This window comes from Pseudidiomarina sp. PP-1MA (assembly GCF_041200125.1).
Lineage (GTDB): Bacteria > Pseudomonadota > Gammaproteobacteria > Enterobacterales > Alteromonadaceae > Pseudidiomarina > Pseudidiomarina fusca.
Genome location: NZ_CP165718.1, coordinates 2644132 through 2661345 on the forward strand (window position 1 = coordinate 2644132; position 17214 = coordinate 2661345).

Sequence of the window (17214 nt, forward strand, 5' to 3'; positions counted from 1 at the left end):
GTTATCCTCTCGTTTTTATAATCACCACATGGCGTTCGCCATCGGCCTCTGGAACCTGTAATCGAATCACTTGTTCAACCTCAAACTGCGCTGGCAAGTCAGCCAATTCAGCAGTTGGGTATTGCCCTTTTAGAGCAAAATACCGGCCATCAGGCTTAGGTAAATGCTCACACCAATTCAGCATATCATTAAGCGAGGCAAAGGCTCTACTTATCACGCCATCAAATTTTAGTTCAGGTTGATAATCTTCAACTCTACTTTGCACAGCTGTTACATTCTTAAGGCCTAACTGATGGCTAACTTGGCGGATAAAACGAATCCTCTTGCCTAAGCTATCTAACAGAACAAAATCACGTTCTGGACAAGCAATGGCTAAAGGTAAACCAGGCAATCCAGGCCCAGTTCCGACATCAATAAAACGTTGCCCTTGAAGATGTGGTAACACCACAAGGCTATCCACAATGTGGCGACTCACCATTTGGATGGGATCACGAACCGACGTTAAATTGTAGGCTTTATTCCATTTATTTAATTGTTCAACCAATTGAATAAGTTGAACTTGTTTATCTAGAGAAAGATCAAGCTCGGCCTGAGCCAATAATGATTGTAGTCTATTTAACATGGATTTTATTAAGCACTCTTTCGCAATAGGCCAAGTTTCTTCAAATGCACCAACAACATTGAGATTGCTGCTGGAGTAATGCCAGAGATTCGAGCAGCTTTACCAACTGTTTCTGGTTGATGTTGATTCAGCTTAGCAATCACTTCATTGGATAAACCCTTGATACTGGCATAATCAAAATGAGCCGGTAACTGAGTATTTTCATGACGTTGCTGTTTGCTAATCTCGTCTTGCTGACGCGCTATGTAACCAGCATATTTCGTTTGAATTTCTACTTGTTCAGCAGCTTTTTCGTCGGCTAAACCTGGTCCTAAAGCATCAATTTTGACGAGATCTTGATAACTAATTTCAGGGCGACGTAATAATTCTTCGCCATTCACTTCTCGAGTTATCGGCGTTTTAACTAATTCATTAACCGCAGCAACTGCTGGATGATCTTTATGGATCCAAGTACTACGTAGACGTTGTTGCTCTTGTGCAATGGCTTCCATCTTGTCGTTAAACGCAGCCCATCTTGCATCGTCAACTAAACCTAGCTCGCGGCCTTTTTCAGTTAAGCGCATATCTGCGTTGTCTTCGCGCAATAACAATCTATATTCGGCGCGTGACGTAAACATCCGATAGGGTTCTTTAGTGCCGAGCGTACTGAGATCATCAATCAATACTCCCATGTAAGCTTGATCACGACGAGGAGCCCAACCGTCTTTTCCTTGCACTTGTAATGCAGCATTTAAGCCTGCTATTAAGCCTTGTGCACCAGCTTCTTCATATCCAGTCGTTCCATTAATTTGTCCGGCAAAAAATAAGCCCTGTAGATGTTTGGTTTCTAAGGTTTGTTTTAAATCGCGAGGATCAAAATAATCATACTCTATGGCATAGCCTGGACGAGTAATGTGAGCATTTTCAAAACCTTTGATGGAGCGTACTAAGGCTACTTGCACATCAAAAGGTAAACTAGTTGAAATACCATTGGGGTACACTTCATGGGTGGTTAAACCCTCTGGTTCGACAAAGATCTGGTGCGAGTTTTTATCACTAAAGCGCATAACTTTGTCTTCGATAGACGGACAATAACGCGGACCAACGCCTTCAATGATACCAGAGTACATAGGGGAACGATCTAAGCCACCATGGATAATCTCATGAGTTTGTTCATTGGTATGGGTAATGTAGCAAGAAATTTGTTGTGGGTGATCTGCTTGTGATCCCATAAATGAAAAAACAGGAGTTGGGGTATCACCCGGTTGTTCTTGCATCACTGAAAAATCGATACTTTTTGCATCAATTCTTGGAGGTGTTCCGGTTTTTAAGCGATCTACTCGCAATGGCAGCTCACGTAAGCGTTTTGCCAATGCATTTGCTGGAGGATCGCCAGCTCGTCCACCTTGATAGTTTTGTAAACCTATATGGATTTGGCCACCTAAAAATGTACCTACCGTAAGTACAACTGTGGTTGCCGAAAACTTTAAGCCCATCTGGGTTACAACACCAACAACCCGATCGTTTTCAACGATCAGATCATCACAACCTTGTTGGAATAAACTTAAATTAGGTTGGTTTTCTAGTATCGTTCGGATAGCAGCTCGGTATAGCTGTCGGTCTGCCTGAGCTCTAGTGGCGCGAACCGCTGGCCCTTTCGATGAGTTTAAGGTACGAAATTGAATACCAGCTTTATCAGCTGCCATAGCCATGGCACCGCCTAGGGCATCAATCTCTTTAACTAAGTGACCTTTACCAATACCGCCAATCGCTGGATTACATGACATTTGCCCTAAGGTTTCGATGTTATGGGTAAGCAATAAAGTATTGCAGCCCATTCGTGCAGCTGCTAAGGCTGCTTCAGTACCTGCATGGCCGCCACCTATGACAATCACGTCATAATGTTGATGGTAAGAATTGCTTGTTGGCTGTGTTGGCATAGATTGATAAATCCTAGATAAACAGATGTCGTGTAACACCAAAAAAGTTGGGCTAACCCATGATCCTTGTGAGGATCATCAGATGTTATCGCGTCTTGGCTTTAAAAGCTTAGTTCACAAAAATGTAGCCGAGTATTGTACCTGTTATTTGGCTTGATCGGAACGTCTATATTTTAGTCTCGATCGCGTTAAGGATCTAAGAATATCTTTAGATCTTTTGTTTTGATCTTTTTTATTGCTACTACTACTAGTTCAGCAATGTTTGTGGATAACTGAAGCTAAGCTAGGTTTGGTAAGGATCACAACGATCGGTTAGGGTGTGATTAGATCATGATCCTTTAGGTGATCAAGGTGTGTATAACCGGGCTAGTTATCCACAAGCGATCTTATTCACAGGTTAATACAGTGCGTATGTACAGGGTTCAAGCTAGGTTATACATGGTTTGATCACAGGGCTTGGATAAAATAAGGTAGCCATGTTGATGATTTTTCAATCGGATCATCGCATGACATATCTATTTCTAAGCGATCTAAAAGCTTTTTTGCGCCTAAAAGTTGCAGCATAGCATCGCAATCTTTACCTGCCTGGCAATAGGTATCGTAACAACTGTCACCCACAGCAATAACGGCATATTTGAGAGGGCTTAAGTTAGGTTTTTGCTGGCTTAGTTGCTCGGAAAAATCAAGCATGCTGTCACCATATTCACCGGCACCGTGGCTTGCCACGCAACATAACCAGATGCTTTGATCTGTCACTTCAGTGATTAGTTCAGAGTAGCTTGGTTCATAATGCATCACGCTAGTCAGCCCTTGTTGTTCCAATAGGGCTGCGACTTCGTCAGCAAGGTATTCAGTATTACCAGAGGTTGTGGCTACGAGAATATGAATGGTAGGGAATGACATGCTAAAAGGCCCTTCTGTGCGTGCTAGATGTGTTGTTACATTAATTATTGCATTAATTAACGCATACTTTATCACGTCCGCTGGCTTTTGCTTGCTCTAACGCAATGAAGGCACGGTTTAATGCGGTGCTGGTCGTCTCACTCAAGTGAAGGCTAGTTACCCCAATATTTAGCTTAATTCGTAAGGTGACATGTTCATCTTTTACAAAGGGCATGTTCCGTCGAATTTTGTCTAAAATTTCAACTGCATTACTAACTGACGTCGAGGGCAACAAGACCCAATAAATGTCCCCATGTGAATGGGCAACTAAGCAGTGATGAGGTAAGTGTTGTTGCAACGCTGTAGCTACTTGGCTGATGACGGTATCGCCCGTAGAGAAGCCGCATTCAGTATTAATTTGCTGCAGTTGATCAATATCAATCACAGCGATACTCAATTCTTGTGTTGGTTTACGGTTAGCAATTAGTAAGTTAGCGGCTTGCTCAAAATAGTTAGCGGAGTAGAGACCGGTTTGTTTGTTGTAAATGCTATCTTGTTCTAAATCACGGTTACGCTGGTGTAGAGCAGGCACTGCGGTGCCTAAATAACAGGTTACAGCCACAAAGTAGATAGCGATTTGGTAAATGATGGCATTATCGCCGAGCGCCAAAAAATTATAGCCTGAAGAAATGACCACGGTGAGCAAAATCAAACTAAAGATAGTGCGAATGGTTTGTTCCGTAAATGCTATCCAAAATTGTGGAATAGCCACAAAGAAAATAAGCATACCAATAGATGGATGAGCAATAGCGTTATCTAGCAATAAAACTGTTATCACTGTTATCAACAATGCGGCCAATTTAAAAACGAACGGCCCCCATTGATTATTCAATAGGTAATCATGTTCAAAATAAACATCCAGCCATGCTATTCGTTGTTTGGGTAAAAGGCGTCTAAATAACACAGCAAATAACGGGGTGATAACTACAACTCCAACGGCATCTCCAATCCAAAACGGTAGCCAAGCTTCAATAAAGGGCACGTCTGATCGTAAGGTGACCAATTCCCAAATCAATAAGGCTCCGGTAGCAGCTATTAAAGCGGCGAGCGTGTAGCATATTAGAATCATGCTATTTTTAGCTGGTAAACTATTTGTGAACACGTGTTTACTAATGAATTGCGCACTTAAACCAGCGAAAGCATAGGCGCCCGTGTGCACCATGGCGAACAAGGTAGCTGTAGCTAACTGATGAGGGTCAAAACGCCCCTGCAAGAGCCCATTTAAATCTAGGGACACGAAGAAAATAGCGCAAAAAACGGCAGGGAAAATACGTTTTCCAAACACAAAAAATGCGGCTGTGGAAACCCCAGCAGGCAGATAATAAAGACTGATATATTGTGTATAGGACATGATGGCGGCACCGTAGAACAGTGCTACCCAAGATGCGAAGACGACTACTTGCTGTTTTAGATTCAAACTGACGCCCTAATCTGCTGAGAGTTTTTATTATTATTTATAACTAATTAAACCTAGCTGGCTTGAGGTTGCAAGCATTATTGAGTGGAATTTTAGCGGGATTACTAAATAGCTTCGATGAACGGCGATTTTTTACGCTCAAGTTAATGGTGCAGGGTGCCATTTGTTGATACATTCGTACGTACTTATTTCTTCTTTTATACGACGACCCAGCTAACGAGATAATAATAATGAAATCTACTCTGTATTGGTGTTCTGCGCTGGCTTTAGCGGCGACGCAATTATTTAGTACTGCTGCTTACAGTTCGGCAATTCAACAAACCAAAGGCACATTTGAAGATAAGTTTCGCCAACTCGATGAAGTGTTACCAACACCAAACGTTTATCGCAGTGCAGCCGGTGAACCGGGTGAGCAGTATTGGCAACAACAGGCTAATTATTCAATTAAAGTGCGCTTAGATGAAGAAAAGCGTCGCATAGATGCTGCTGAAACCATCACTTATTTTAATAATTCTCCCTACACCCTCAAATACATTTGGATTCAGCTGGATCAAAATATCTTTAAAAATGATTCGATGGCTGAGTTAACAGCTACCTTTAATAGTAAGCCAGATCCGAGTTTGGGTGGCGTGGATCGCCCTGCTCGAATCAGCCTGAACCAACTACGTCGGCAACAGTTTATGACCGACAACGAGTTAGGTTTTGCCATTAACAAAGTTGCGGATGGTCGTGGCAAAGCACTGGATTTTGTGGTGGTTGGTACCAATATGCGGATAGATTTACCGCAGCCACTTAAAGCCGGCGATAAAACGTCGTTGGCCATAGATTTTGGTTTCAACATCATCGATAGCGACACCGTAGGCGGACGCTCGGGCTATGAGCATTTTCCTGATGATGCGCGCGAAGGTGGCAACGATATTTTCTTACTTGCGCAGTGGTATCCGCGCGTAGCTGCTTTTACTGACTATGAAGCATGGACCAATAAAGAATTTTTAGGACGAGGTGAATTCACCCAAGAATTTGGTGATTTTGAAGTAACTATAGATGTCCCAGCAGACCATATTGTGTCGGCTACAGGGGTATTGAAAAATGATCGTGAGGTGCTCACCAAAACCCAACGCGACCGTTTAGAACAATCGCGCAAAGCAAAACGTCCGGTCTTTGTAGTAACCCCAGAAGAAGCCTTGGAAAACGAGAAAGAAGGTACGGACAAGCGTAAAGTTTGGCGTTTTGAAGCAGAAAACGTGCGCGACTTTGCTTGGGCATCATCGCGTAAGTTTATTTGGGATGCCAAAGGCTATCAGCAAGGCGGTAACGTTCAACCAGAAGTTATGGCGATGTCCTTTTATCCAAAAGAGGGCGGCGAGTTGTGGGAAAAATATTCGACCGAGTCGGTTATTCATACTATGGAAGTCTACTCTCGCTTTTCTTTTGATTACCCGTATCCAACCGCACAGTCAGTGAATGGCCCCGTCGGTGGTATGGAATATCCGATGATCACCTTTAATGGTCCGCGTACTATTTTACAGGATGATGGAAGCCGTACTTATTCTTTGTCAGAAAAACGATTCTTGATTGGCGTGGTCATTCATGAAATTGGTCATATTTACTTTCCAATGATTGTGAATTCGGATGAACGTCAATGGACCTGGATGGATGAAGGTTTAAACAGCTTTTTGGATGGGGTTGCCGGACGTGAGTGGGACCCGACCATTCCATGGGGTGTTGAACCGCGTTCAATCGTTGATTACATGAAATCAACCAATCAAGTTCCAATCATGACCCAGTCTGACAGTGTTCTTAATTTAGGGCCTAATGCTTACACCAAGCCAGCCGCAGCATTGAATATTCTAAGAGAAGTGATCTTAGGGCGTGAGTTGTTTGATTTTGCCTTTAAAGAATATGCACAGCGTTGGGCTTTCAAACGACCTACGCCAGCAGATTTTTTCCGTACCATGGAAGAAGCTTCAGGGGTTGATCTTGATTGGTTCTGGCGCGGTTGGTTCTACTCAACCGACCATGTTGATATTGCGCTAGATCGGGTTTACAAGTTACGTCTTGATACCCAAGACCCAGATATTGATTGGGAGCGTCGTCGTCAAGAAGAGGCCGATAAGCCAACCTCGCTGTTTGTGCAACGTAATCAAGCTGAAGGTCGAAAAACTTGGGTAGAGCTGAATCCAGATGTGCGTGATTTTCACGACGAGAATGATCGCTTCACCGTCACTAATAAACAACGGAATGCCTATCAGAGTTTCTTAGACAAACTAGAGCCTTGGGAGCGTAAGACTTTTGACCGTGCCATTGCTGAAGATAAGAACTATTATGTACTAGATTTCAATAATCTAGGTGGTTTGGTGATGCCTATTTTACTGCAGTGGACCTACACTGACGGTAGCCAAGACAGCATGTACATCCCTGCTGAAATTTGGCGGCGAAATGCTAAATCAGTAAGCAAACTGATAGTTACTGATAAAGAAGTTTTAGAATTTGCGGTCGACCCAAATTGGGAAACAGCAGACGTAGATATCGAGAACAACTATTATCCGCGGAAGATTATTCCTTCACGTATTGAAGCGTTTAAAGCAACTCGTGGTCAGGATCACATTTCTCGCGATATCATGCAAGATGCTAAAACCAAACTAAAAACCAAAGAAGCTAATGAAGAAGAGCAGGATTAATGCCATTCGTGATCTTACGTTGGTTGCTAGCGGTAACTAGCGTTTTTATTCTAAGTTTAGCTATTATGGCGGTGAGCACTAAAGTTAGTGCTCACCAACTAAAAATAGCCAGTACTACAGTGCTGTTTAACGAACGCACTGGCAATATTGAAATTATGCATCGGTTTATTTTGCATGATGCCGAACATGCAGTACGTGATTTGTTTGATCGTAAAGCGGACATTCATCAGCGAGAGGCAACTCGTCAGCAATTCGCAGATTATGTGATGCAAGCCTTTGCGCTAGCGGATCATCATCAGCAGCAGTTACCCTTAATGCGGGTGGGGCACGAAGTTCAAGGCGTTAATTTTTGGGTGTACCAAGAAACTCCGATCCCAGCTGATTTAACGCAATTACAGATTAAACATAAAGCCTTGCATGATTTATGGCCAGACCAACAGAATCTTGTCAATGTGGAAGGTTTAGGGGCAGTAAAAAGTGTCATTTTTACTGCCGAAAGTGATTGGCAAGCTGTTCAATTAAACTAGTTAACCTACTTGGAGGCAGCTATGGCACGCATCATGATAGCTTTTGCATTGGCAGTTATCGGGGCGGCTTTAGTTGCCACTGTCATTCAAACTCAATTTAATTTAGCAGCGTTAGTGGCGTTATCCGTACCTATTGATTTAACTGTACGGATGCATGCAATTAGCCATGATTTACTGCATTTTGGTCCTATCATTGCGTTAATCTTTATTCCTACCTTTGCCATTGCTTTTGTGGTGGCTTATTGGCTTAGTCGTAAACTAAAAGTGGCTGAACGTTGGTGGTTTATTCTAGCCGGAGGCGTTGGCTTAGCTGTCGCTTTTACCCTCATCGATAGTTTAGCCCCTATGCCCATCTTAATCGCAGCTAATAGAACCTTGCTAGGATTTATCTTAATGAGTAGCTGTGGTGCCTTTGGTGGCTGGATTTTTGATAGGTTATGGCATCCTCGCCCGCAAGAATTATTGGAGGAATTGCCATGAGTAGATTGCTACAAGCTTTATTAGTAAGCTTAAGTATGGTTCTGTCGGCGGCAGCGACGGCGTCACAGCAAGAACCACAAGCACCACAAGTGCAGGTCACACCTAAGGTTCTAGCAAAGGGGTTACACTATCCTTGGTCGATGGCAGAGTTACCGGAAGGTGGATGGTTAGTAACTGAGCGCCCGGGTAACTTAGTGTATTTAAATCCCCAAGGGCAGCGCATGCACATTCCCTTAGACTTGCCTGATTTGTACGCCACCGCTCAAGCTGGTCTTTTTGAAGTGCTGCTTACCCCTGATTTTGAGCAATCGCGAGAGCTGGTGCTGAGTTATTCTTGTGGTACTGAGCAAGCGAATAATACCTGCGTAGTTAAAGCCAAATTATCACCACCGAATGCCGCTGGTTATGCATTATCTGCATTACAGAATATTTTTACTGCGCTACCAAAAAAAGAAGGTGCCGCCCATTTTGGTGCCCGCATGACTTGGCTTGGTGATGGTAGCTTGTTGGTGGCTTTGGGGGATGGCTTTGTTTATCGAGAACAAGCGCAAAATTTACAAAACCACTTGGGTAAGATTGTGCGAATTCTGCGTGACGGCAAAGTGCCGGAGGATAATCCCTTTACCCACACACAAGCTCCCGAAGTTTATAGTTATGGTCATAGAAACGTGCAAGGTTTAGTGTTTGATGCCGAGCGCAATAAAGTGTGGCAGCACGAACATGGCCCTAAAGGTGGTGATGAAATTAATGATATTGTAAAGGGCGGCAATTATGGTTGGCCTATGACCACGTTTGGTAAAGACTATACCGGTGCTTTAGTGAGCCCTTATAATGACTTACCTGGGGTAAAGGCACCGCTTTATCAATGGACACCATCGTTAGCTCCGGCTGGTTTAGCCCTGTATCAGGGTGATTTACTCGTTAGCCATTTAGCTGGAAAGAGGTTACAGCGTTTGCGTTTAGTGGATGGCAAATGGCATCTCATAGCTGAATATCTAGTAGCACAACAACAGCGCTTACGCGCGGTAATGGTTGCCAAAGATGGTCGTGTGCTGGTGCTAACGGATAGTAACGAAGGTGAATTGTGGTCGTTAGATTTAGATATTCAGCAATAACAGAAAGATGAGGTTATATATGCAGTCTGTTTATTACCAGTTAAAACACCTCAGTGCGGCATTAATTCTGTCATTAAGCCTAGGTTTCGTCAGTTTAGTAAGCAGCCCAGCGCACAGTTACGGAGGTATTGGGCATGATGCTTTTTGCCAACTAGCATTTGATTTGAGCTCGCCGAAAACACAACAAGTGTTGCAGTCCTTTGCGGATCAGCATCCTGATTACGAAGACTTCGCCAGTATGTGTAATTGGGCCGACAACATAAAAAGTGACAAACGTTGGGACTGGGCTAAGCCGCATCATTATGTGAATTTTGCTCGTGGAAGTGCCAAGGTAACGGCTGCAGACTGCGCGGCTAACGGATGTATTTTATCAGCGATTCAACATCATTATGATGTGCTTAAACACGATCGCACAGATTGGATTGCCTTGGCTTTTTTAGCGCACTTTATTGGTGATTTACATCAGCCTATGCATGTGAGTTTTGCCGATGATCTCGGGGGTAACAGAGCACGCTTGTCTTACTTTGATGAAGCAACCAATTTACATCGGTTGTGGGATACCCAAATGTTAATGCAACGCGGTGGTAGTGATAGTAAAGCTAAAGCAAGTGAGCTGCTGCGCGGCTTAAGCCCTTTAAAGCCAGCGGCTATCGATGCTGAGCAAACGTTGGCGTGGGCGAATGAGTCAGCAGCAATTACTCGTCGTATCTATTCAGACTATCGTGCTGAACAGAAACTAGGCCAGAGTTATACCGACCAATGGGGACCCGTGCTAGAACAACGCATGCAACAAGGAGCACAGCGTTTAGCGGCCGTATTGGACGAACTTTATGGCGATTCGTTTTAAGCTTTAGAGTTAATTCTAGATGGGGTTTTGAATTGATTGCCGTCTGCACCATAAAGTGAACCGCTGGTGCCGGCGGCATCTTGCAAAATATTCAGCATGTGCTGATTGTGATGCAAGCGGTGCTGAATTAATTCACCGTTGAGTTGGTTTAATTGGGCAACCCGCTGGGTTGTAGCTAGCAGTTGTTGCCAAACCTCAGCACAACCAGTCGCTGCTGCCGCTGCTTTAGCGCCAGCAGCATCATTACTGTAGCCCAGTTTTTGTTGGGCTTTACGGCGCTGAGTTTCTGCTTGTTCAAGCTGCTGTTGCAGTTCTTGTTTCTGTTGTGCCAATACTTGCAACTGTTCACCGTTGATAGTGCCAGAACTTAACTCACGCTGCTCCTGCTCCAATAACGAGAGAAGATCTTGCAGGCGCTGCTGTTGTTGCGTTAAGTGTTGGCGCAAACTCATACTTTAATTAAACCTCGTCTGTCAGGCTTTTTAGTAAGCCTTCAGCGATCTTGTCAGCATTCATCGAGAGGCTACCATCGCGAATGGCTTGACGAAGCTCTTCAACGCGGGCCATATCAATGTCTTGGCTAGCATCTTGCGCTGCCGAACTTAAATGAGTAACCACATCAGCATGAGTCGCAGGCGCTGCGGTATCAGCTTTCTTTGTGGTTGCTTGTGAACGACTAGACTCAGTTTGAGTTAAGTTGTTCAGTGATTGAAATCCGTTAACTTTCACGGCTATTCCCTCGTTTTATCATGCACTACATGGTTTATCGGCATCTGCTGGTAATTCTTTAACCTATTATAGTGCTTTTGCCGTACCTTTACCTGTTACTAACACTTGTATGATGCGTTGATTATCTAATTTTACTCTAATTCTGTCACCTACTGCGGCAGTATCCATGGCTTTACCGCTACGAGTAATTACAAAGCCGGGACCTTCTGCGGTGATGATAATGTCGTCACCAAAGCGAATTACTTGAGTGGCTTGCAGTAAATTTTCTTGAATAATAGACCCTTTACTTAAGCTGCGGCGAAGTGTTTGCCCTAGCAGTTGGGGATGATCTTGTAATTGGCCTAATACCGCATGGCGCGGTAAGCGCTGCAGCGGCCCAGTGACTACGTCAATATGCTCTGATTGTAAGGGAGTTCCTGCGGCAAGCTCTGCTTTTGTCACCCAATAGCTACCGATAACCTCAACCTGAAGTTGCACAAATTGCTGGATGGCAGTGGGCGCACTTTCAGCGCTTGAATTACTGCACATGATTTTTACCATCACCCGACCTGTCAATCGCTCTGGCACACGAGTAAATTGCGCCAGAGGCTGGTCATGATAGCTACTGGTGCAGACACGAAGGCTGGCTAAACTAGCGCTTGAGCTAAGTAGACTGATGTGATGCTCGGAGCTACCCAGCGGCAGTTCTTCACGAACCAAGGTCGCAATAGCTTGTTGAATGATTGGCGGCAACAAAGACTCGGTCAGACTGGTGGCCTGACTCGAGGGTACGTAAGCAAGCCAGAGAGTGGCCCCAAGAAAAACTATCGCACGCAATAAAATAAGCATACTCACAAGGTGATGATGGATAACAGCTGCCTAGATTATAGCCATAAGCATGCTTTGAGATGGTTAGAATTGGCGTTAAAAAAAGCGCTTATTCATCGCTTTGGCTTGCCCTAAAGCGCAGTAATCTGCTTGGTGTAAAGGAGGGTCTCTTTGATGATCGATAAGTTAACGAGTGCATTACAGTTTCAGCAACAAGCGTTGGCCTTACGGCAGCAGCGCCAAGAAACCTTAGCCAGTAATATCGCTAATGCTGACACCCCCAATTATAAAGCGCAAGACTTTAACTTTGCTACTGCCCTAAAACGGGCCACAGCTAGTCAACCGGGGCCAGTACCGCTAGCAAAAACCCATAGCGGCCATTTGAGCTTAAGCAATACTCATCAAGCTCCAGTAGCTATGCAGTATCGCGTTCCTGCGCAATCGCGCCTTGATGGCAATACCGTGGATATGGAAATGGAGCGCGCTCAGTTTTTAGATAACTCGTTACGTTATCAAGCAGATATCCAATTTTTAGATGATCGTATCACAGGCTTGCGTAAAGCCATGCAACCGGAACAATAACGGAGCTTAACGGATGGCTAACTTTTCAATTCTGGATATTTCTGGTTCGGCTCTCTCGGCGCAATCCCAGCGCATGAACGTGGCGGCCAGTAATATGGCTAATGCCAACAGTGTGGCTGGTCCTGATGGCGAACCCTATCGGGCGAAACAAGTCATTTTTGAACAGCAGTTGCAAGCCAACGGGGTAGGCGGCGTAAAGGTGCAACAAGTGGTTGAATCTACTGCGCCAGCTCGACGAGAGTATCAACCAGGGCACCCGTTAGCGGATGAGCAAGGGTATGTCACCATGCCCAATGTCGATCCTGTTGCAGAAATGGTGAATATGATTTCAGCGTCGCGTTCTTATCAAGCCAACGTTGAAGTAATGAACACCAGTAAAGATTTGTTAATGCGTACCCTAACGATTGGTAAAGGCTAATGAACACCATCAATAACGCAGTATTAAACCAGGTTAATCAAACTACCCAGAACGCACAGGTGGCTTCGAATAGCCAAGAGATGCGCGATAACTTCATGACCTTGTTGGTTACACAGCTGCGTAACCAAGATCCATTGAACCCGATGGAAAACAATGAAATGACCTCGCAATTGGCGCAGATCAACACCGTCAGTGGTATCGAGTCCTTAAATGACACCATGCAAAACATCAACGGGCAAATGGAAGCCGCAAAAAACATGCAAGCGTCGGCCTTGATTGGTCGTGCTGTGCTGGTGCCTGGCGACCGTTTGTTGGTGGGTGGCGAAGTGGGTGATGTGACCCCTTTTGGTCTTGAGCTAAGCGCACCGGCTGAGAATGTCACGGTAAATATTTATAACGCTAGCGGTATGTTAGTGAAGCGAATGGATGTGGGCGCTGTAGGCAGTGGGCCACAATCATTCTCTTGGGATGGGGTGATGGATGATGGCAATCAGGCGCCCGCCGGATCTTATAATTTTACTGTTGAAGCCACCAATGGTGATCAAGCAGTAACCTCTCAACGCTTTAATTATGCTCAAGTGATTGCTGTAACCATGGGTCAAGATGGGCCACGGTTAGATTTAGGCGGAATTTTAGAACCGGTGCGTCTTGAAGACGTTCGGCAAATTATTTAAGGAGCTCTATCATGGGTTTTTCTCAAGCTTTATCTGGATTACGCGCTGCTGCTACTAACCTTGATGTGATTAGTAACAACATTGCCAACTCACAAATTGTTGGTTTTAAAAGCTCTCGTGCTCAGTTTGCCGATATTTATGCCAACGCGGAAGTTGGTTTAGGTACTCGTATTGCCGGTGTGTTTCAGGATTTTAGCGACGGTAACATTGAAACGACCAACCGTACTATGGACTTAGCTATCACTGGGAAAGGCTTTTTCCGCTTCGAGCAGCAAGGTCAGATTCAATATTCGCGTAATGGTCAACTTTCTATCGATAAAAACGGCTACATAGTGAATGCGCAGGGCGCACGCTTAACGGGGTATCCAGATGGCGTAGGCTTTGGTGGTCAACCGCAAGTATTGCAGGTGCCAGCGTCTGGTCTAGCAGCGAATGCTTCGACCGGTATTGAAGCCACGTTTAACTTGGATACCTCAACGCCCATTATCGATCCGGCTACCACGCCTTTTGATATGAACAACCCTGATACTTACAGCTATGCAAACTCGGTAACCCTTTACGATTCGTTAGGTAACCCGCATCAGAGCATGATGTACTTTACCAAGGTGGCCGATAACCAATGGCAAGTACGGATGTCACGCGATGGTGAATTAGCGCCAGAAACTGGTGTACTAGATTTTGATGCCAATGGCCTGTTGGTTACTCAAACCGATATGGATGCCTTTACTTTTACCCCAGGTGAGGGTGCGGCTGATATGTCGATTGCGTTGGATGTGACTGGTACCACCCAGTTTGCAAACCAATTTGAGCTTACCGCGATTGAGCAAGATGGCTACCAGTCAGGGACCTTGATGCAAGTAGCAGTAAGCGAAAATGGTGACGTTGTTGGTACCTACTCGAACGAACAACAAGTAGTTTTGGGTACCATTGCCTTAGCTAACTTCCAAAGTTTAGAAGGTCTTCAATCTATTGGTAATAACGCGTGGATTGAAACGCAAAAATCAGGCGTGCCGATTGTGTCAGTTCCAGGAGAAGGCCAGTTTGGTGGCATTATGGCCGGTGCCGTAGAAGCCTCTAACGTAGACTTAACCCAAGAGCTCGTTGCTATGATTATTGCTCAGCGTAACTATCAAGCCAACGCTCAGAGCATTAAGTCGCAAGACGAAGCACTACAAACCACCATGCAGCTGAAGTAATAAACCATGGACGCCATTTTATATACCGCCATGAACGGCGCCCGGCAGACGCTCGATGAGCAATCGGTAGTAACGCATAATTTAAGTAATGCTTCGACCACCGGTTTTCGTGCGCAGTTGGCTGCGGCTAGGGCCGTGCCTGTGCAAGGCCCGGGTCCGTTGGATACTCGCGTCGCTGCCGTCACTACGACGGGCTTGTTTGATACCCGTGCTGGTGCCATTCAAACCACCGAGCGTGACTTAGATGTAGCTTTAGATCAAGCCAACTGGCTAGCGGTACAAACCCCAACAGGCGAAGCTTATACCAAACGAGGTGACTTGCAGGTAGATGCTGACGGCCAGTTGCTGGTGAACGGCATGCCGGTATTAGGTGATGGTGGTCCTATTCTAGTGCCTTTGGGCACCCAGTTAAGTATTGGCAATGACGGTACTTTGAGTGGGATTGGCCTAGGGGGTGATGCCAATGAGTTGGTGCCGCTAGATCGTTTAAAGTTAGTGCGGGTGGATCAACCGCAGCAGCTAGAACGCAGCGCTGATGGTTGGTTTAGAAGCCCCAATGGCGGCGCTTTAGAACGTGATGAAACCGCCCAAGTTGTCAGCGGCGCGCTAGAGGGTAGCAACGTCAATACCATAGAAGCCATGGTAGCCATGATTGATACCCAACGTCGTTACGAGCTTAATATGAGCGTGATAAAAACTGCAGACGAAACAGCTCAGCAGGCAAACAGCTTGTTGTCGGTGAAAGGTTAGTTAGGAGAATCGCAATGATTAAATCATTATGGACGGCAAAAACCGGTTTAACCGCCCAGCAACAACAGTTAGACGTTATCACCAACAACCTAGCTAACGTGAATACTGCTGGTTTTAAACGCTCGCGGGCAGTTTTTGAAGATTTGCTTTATCAAAATATGCGCCAACCAGGTGCGATGAACAACGCTCAAGACGAATTACCGTCGGGGTTGCAGGTGGGTACCGGGGTGCGAACCGTTGCCACCGAGCGCCTACACACCCAAGGTAGCCTAAACAACACCGAGAACTCGCGCGACTTGGCCATCAGTGGCAAAGGCTATTTTCAAGTGTTGATGCCCGATGGCAGTATTGCCTACACCCGAGACGGTAGCTTTCAGATTAACCAAGATGGGCAAATGGTTACGGCCAATGGATTTCCATTAGAGCCAGCAATTTTTCTACCAGCGAACGCCTTGAGCGTCACTATTGGTCAAGACGGTATTGTTACGGTCACTCAGCCGGGTAACACCCAAAGCGTGCAGGTAGGTCAAATTTCTCTGGCAATGTTTATGAACGACGCCGGGTTAGAGGCTCGTGGTGGTAACCTTTACGTGGAAACTCAAGCGTCTGGCGCTCCAAACGAAGCACTACCAGGTTTTAATGGGGCTGGTACCTTGTATCAAGGCTTTGTTGAAGCATCTAACGTTAACGTCGTAGAAGAAATGGTGAATATGATTCAAACCCAGCGAGCCTATGAAATTAATAGTCGCGCCATTTCTACGAGCGACGAAATGCTGGCGCGTTTAGGTCAACTGTAAGGAATGAGCACCATGATGCGCGCTGGTAAGCTGGCAATCAGAGCTATGGCAACTGTTGGGTTATTAGGCTTAGCGGCTTGCAGTTCATCGCCACCTGAGCCCAAAGTTGTAGAGCCTTATCAGCCTATTCATATTCCCGAGTATGCCCAAGCAGAAGCGAATGGCTCGATCTTTCAAGCACAACAGGGCTATGTTCCTTTGTTTGAAGATCAGCGTCCCCGCCGAGTCGGTGATGTGATTACCATAGTGCTAGAAGAACAAGTGAGTGCTACTAAAAACTCATCCTCGCAGACTTCTCGAAGCAGCAATATGGGGTTGGATTTAGAAGGCTTACCGGAAGCTTTAGAACAGTTAGCTGAATATGGTTTCACCGTTGGCAGTGCCAATGATTTTGCTGGGTCTGGCGGCTCCAGTGCCAGTAATCAATTTTCTGGCATTATTACCGTACAAGTTACGCAAGTATTAACCAATGGTAATTTACGAGTGCGTGGCGAAAAGCAGCTCGCAATTAACCAAGGCACTGAGTACATCCGTTTTTCTGGGATTGTGAATCCACGCAGTATTAGTGGACAAAACAGCGTTACTTCTACGGCTGTCGCAGAAGCGCGATTGGAATATTTAGGTGATGGTTATATCACCGAAGCGCAGCAAATGGGCTGGCTACAACGCTTTTTTAATTATATTGCGCCGTTTTAACAGCAGCATATAAGC

General features: G+C 45.3%; 19 protein-coding genes. 12 read left to right on the forward strand and 7 right to left on the reverse strand.

Annotated features, from left to right (window positions below; genetic code table 11):
- Position 1 precedes the first annotated feature (1 nt).
- From rsmG to AB8S08_RS12525, 4 genes are all read right to left on the reverse strand, one after another.
- Positions 2–622, reverse strand: a complete 621-nt coding sequence (gene rsmG / locus AB8S08_RS12510) for a 16S rRNA (guanine(527)-N(7))-methyltransferase RsmG (RefSeq protein ID WP_153826500.1) — start codon at positions 620–622, stop codon at positions 2–4.
- A gap of 8 nt (positions 623–630) precedes the next feature.
- Complete coding sequence (mnmG, locus tag AB8S08_RS12515; protein WP_369742941.1) at positions 631–2541, reverse strand: tRNA uridine-5-carboxymethylaminomethyl(34) synthesis enzyme MnmG; 1911 nt, start codon at positions 2539–2541, stop codon at positions 631–633.
- A 447-nt stretch (positions 2542–2988) separates the two neighbouring features.
- On the reverse strand, positions 2989–3444 hold the full coding sequence (locus AB8S08_RS12520; protein ID WP_369742942.1) for a flavodoxin domain-containing protein: 456 nt from the start codon (positions 3442–3444) through the stop codon (positions 2989–2991).
- Positions 3445–3496: 52 nt separating this feature from the next.
- Positions 3497–4900, reverse strand: coding sequence for a diguanylate cyclase domain-containing protein (locus AB8S08_RS12525; protein ID WP_369742943.1), 1404 nt, complete (start codon positions 4898–4900; stop codon positions 3497–3499).
- Positions 4901–5130: 230 nt separating this feature from the next.
- On the opposite strand from AB8S08_RS12525, the gene AB8S08_RS12530 reads away from it, so the two are divergent.
- From AB8S08_RS12530 to AB8S08_RS12550, 5 genes are read left to right on the forward strand one after another with little or no spacing between them, the layout of a single operon-like run.
- Positions 5131–7581 carry a M1 family metallopeptidase gene (locus tag AB8S08_RS12530; RefSeq protein ID WP_369742944.1) on the forward strand — a complete coding sequence of 817 codons (2451 nt, stop codon included), beginning with the start codon at positions 5131–5133 and terminating at the stop codon, positions 7579–7581.
- Complete coding sequence (locus AB8S08_RS12535; protein WP_181394912.1) at positions 7581–8108, forward strand: DUF6702 family protein; 528 nt, start codon at positions 7581–7583, stop codon at positions 8106–8108. The genes AB8S08_RS12530 and AB8S08_RS12535 overlap by 1 nt, the downstream gene beginning before the upstream one ends.
- A gap of 21 nt (positions 8109–8129) precedes the next feature.
- A complete protein-coding gene (locus AB8S08_RS12540) occupies positions 8130–8588 on the forward strand; it encodes a hypothetical protein (RefSeq protein ID WP_369742945.1) in 459 nt (152 codons plus the stop codon).
- Positions 8585–9703: a PQQ-dependent sugar dehydrogenase gene (locus AB8S08_RS12545; RefSeq protein WP_369742946.1), complete on the forward strand. Its 1119-nt coding sequence runs from the start codon at positions 8585–8587 to the stop codon at positions 9701–9703. Before AB8S08_RS12540 ends, AB8S08_RS12545 begins: the two co-directional genes overlap by 4 nt.
- Positions 9704–9722: 19 nt before the next feature.
- Positions 9723–10550, forward strand: coding sequence for a S1/P1 nuclease (locus tag AB8S08_RS12550; RefSeq protein WP_369742947.1), 828 nt, complete (start codon positions 9723–9725; stop codon positions 10548–10550).
- Here the strand turns inward: AB8S08_RS12550 and flgN are convergent.
- From flgN to flgA, 3 genes are all read right to left on the reverse strand, one after another.
- Positions 10547–11002, reverse strand: coding sequence for a flagellar export chaperone FlgN (flgN, locus tag AB8S08_RS12555; RefSeq protein WP_369742948.1), 456 nt, complete (start codon positions 11000–11002; stop codon positions 10547–10549). The genes AB8S08_RS12550 and flgN overlap by 4 nt on opposite strands.
- 7 nt (positions 11003–11009) lie before the next feature.
- Complete coding sequence (gene flgM, locus AB8S08_RS12560) at positions 11010–11279, reverse strand: flagellar biosynthesis anti-sigma factor FlgM (RefSeq protein WP_369742949.1); 270 nt, start codon at positions 11277–11279, stop codon at positions 11010–11012.
- Between the two features lie 66 nt (positions 11280–11345).
- Positions 11346–12107, reverse strand: coding sequence for a flagellar basal body P-ring formation chaperone FlgA (flgA, locus tag AB8S08_RS12565; protein ID WP_110075765.1), 762 nt, complete (start codon positions 12105–12107; stop codon positions 11346–11348).
- 153 nt (positions 12108–12260) lie between these two features.
- Between flgA and flgB the strand changes: the two genes are divergently transcribed.
- The 7 genes from flgB to AB8S08_RS12600 are packed head-to-tail and all read left to right on the forward strand — an operon-like array spanning position 12261 to position 17199.
- Positions 12261–12668: a flagellar basal body rod protein FlgB gene (flgB, locus tag AB8S08_RS12570; protein WP_110075764.1), complete on the forward strand. Its 408-nt coding sequence runs from the start codon at positions 12261–12263 to the stop codon at positions 12666–12668.
- Between the two features lie 13 nt (positions 12669–12681).
- A complete protein-coding gene (gene flgC, locus AB8S08_RS12575; protein WP_110075763.1) occupies positions 12682–13086 on the forward strand; it encodes a flagellar basal body rod protein FlgC in 405 nt (134 codons plus the stop codon).
- The gene (gene flgD, locus AB8S08_RS12580) at positions 13086–13760 is read left to right on the forward strand and encodes a flagellar hook assembly protein FlgD (protein ID WP_313933293.1); all 675 of its coding nucleotides are present in this window, start codon (positions 13086–13088) and stop codon (positions 13758–13760) included. The genes flgC and flgD overlap by 1 nt, the downstream gene beginning before the upstream one ends.
- Positions 13761–13771: 11 nt before the next feature.
- Complete coding sequence (gene flgE / locus AB8S08_RS12585; protein WP_110075761.1) at positions 13772–14956, forward strand: flagellar hook protein FlgE; 1185 nt, start codon at positions 13772–13774, stop codon at positions 14954–14956.
- Between the two features lie 6 nt (positions 14957–14962).
- Positions 14963–15706, forward strand: coding sequence for a flagellar basal body rod protein FlgF (locus AB8S08_RS12590; RefSeq protein ID WP_110075760.1), 744 nt, complete (start codon positions 14963–14965; stop codon positions 15704–15706).
- A 14-nt stretch (positions 15707–15720) separates the two neighbouring features.
- On the forward strand, positions 15721–16503 hold the full coding sequence (gene flgG, locus AB8S08_RS12595; RefSeq protein ID WP_110075759.1) for a flagellar basal-body rod protein FlgG: 783 nt from the start codon (positions 15721–15723) through the stop codon (positions 16501–16503).
- Positions 16504–16515: 12 nt separating this feature from the next.
- Positions 16516–17199: a flagellar basal body L-ring protein FlgH gene (locus AB8S08_RS12600; RefSeq protein WP_313933292.1), complete on the forward strand. Its 684-nt coding sequence runs from the start codon at positions 16516–16518 to the stop codon at positions 17197–17199.
- Positions 17200–17214: the final 15 nt, after the last annotated feature.

Excerpts from the sequence above, each read along its gene's own strand:
- AB8S08_RS12590 (WP_110075760.1), top strand. The coding sequence starts at position 14,963 with ATGGACGCCATTTTATATACCGCCATGAACGGCGCCCGGCAGACGCTC.
- AB8S08_RS12530 (WP_369742944.1), top strand. The coding sequence starts at position 5,131 with ATGAAATCTACTCTGTATTGGTGTTCTGCGCTGGCTTTAGCGGCGACG.
- flgG (WP_110075759.1), top strand. The coding sequence starts at position 15,721 with ATGATTAAATCATTATGGACGGCAAAAACCGGTTTAACCGCCCAGCAA.
- flgB (WP_110075764.1), top strand. The coding sequence starts at position 12,261 with ATGATCGATAAGTTAACGAGTGCATTACAGTTTCAGCAACAAGCGTTG.
- flgN (WP_369742948.1), bottom strand. The coding sequence starts at position 11,002 with ATGAGTTTGCGCCAACACTTAACGCAACAACAGCAGCGCCTGCAAGAT.
- AB8S08_RS12540 (WP_369742945.1), top strand. The coding sequence starts at position 8,130 with ATGGCACGCATCATGATAGCTTTTGCATTGGCAGTTATCGGGGCGGCT.
- AB8S08_RS12550 (WP_369742947.1), top strand. The coding sequence starts at position 9,723 with ATGCAGTCTGTTTATTACCAGTTAAAACACCTCAGTGCGGCATTAATT.
- AB8S08_RS12535 (WP_181394912.1), top strand. The coding sequence starts at position 7,581 with ATGCCATTCGTGATCTTACGTTGGTTGCTAGCGGTAACTAGCGTTTTT.
- AB8S08_RS12600 (WP_313933292.1), top strand. The coding sequence starts at position 16,516 with ATGATGCGCGCTGGTAAGCTGGCAATCAGAGCTATGGCAACTGTTGGG.
- AB8S08_RS12545 (WP_369742946.1), top strand. The coding sequence starts at position 8,585 with ATGAGTAGATTGCTACAAGCTTTATTAGTAAGCTTAAGTATGGTTCTG.
- flgE (WP_110075761.1), top strand. The coding sequence starts at position 13,772 with ATGGGTTTTTCTCAAGCTTTATCTGGATTACGCGCTGCTGCTACTAAC.
- flgD (WP_313933293.1), top strand. The coding sequence starts at position 13,086 with ATGAACACCATCAATAACGCAGTATTAAACCAGGTTAATCAAACTACC.
- flgC (WP_110075763.1), top strand. The coding sequence starts at position 12,682 with ATGGCTAACTTTTCAATTCTGGATATTTCTGGTTCGGCTCTCTCGGCG.
- rsmG (WP_153826500.1), bottom strand. The coding sequence starts at position 622 with ATGTTAAATAGACTACAATCATTATTGGCTCAGGCCGAGCTTGATCTT.
- AB8S08_RS12520 (WP_369742942.1), bottom strand. The coding sequence starts at position 3,444 with ATGTCATTCCCTACCATTCATATTCTCGTAGCCACAACCTCTGGTAAT.
- flgA (WP_110075765.1), bottom strand. The coding sequence starts at position 12,107 with ATGCTTATTTTATTGCGTGCGATAGTTTTTCTTGGGGCCACTCTCTGG.
- mnmG (WP_369742941.1), bottom strand. The coding sequence starts at position 2,541 with ATGCCAACACAGCCAACAAGCAATTCTTACCATCAACATTATGACGTG.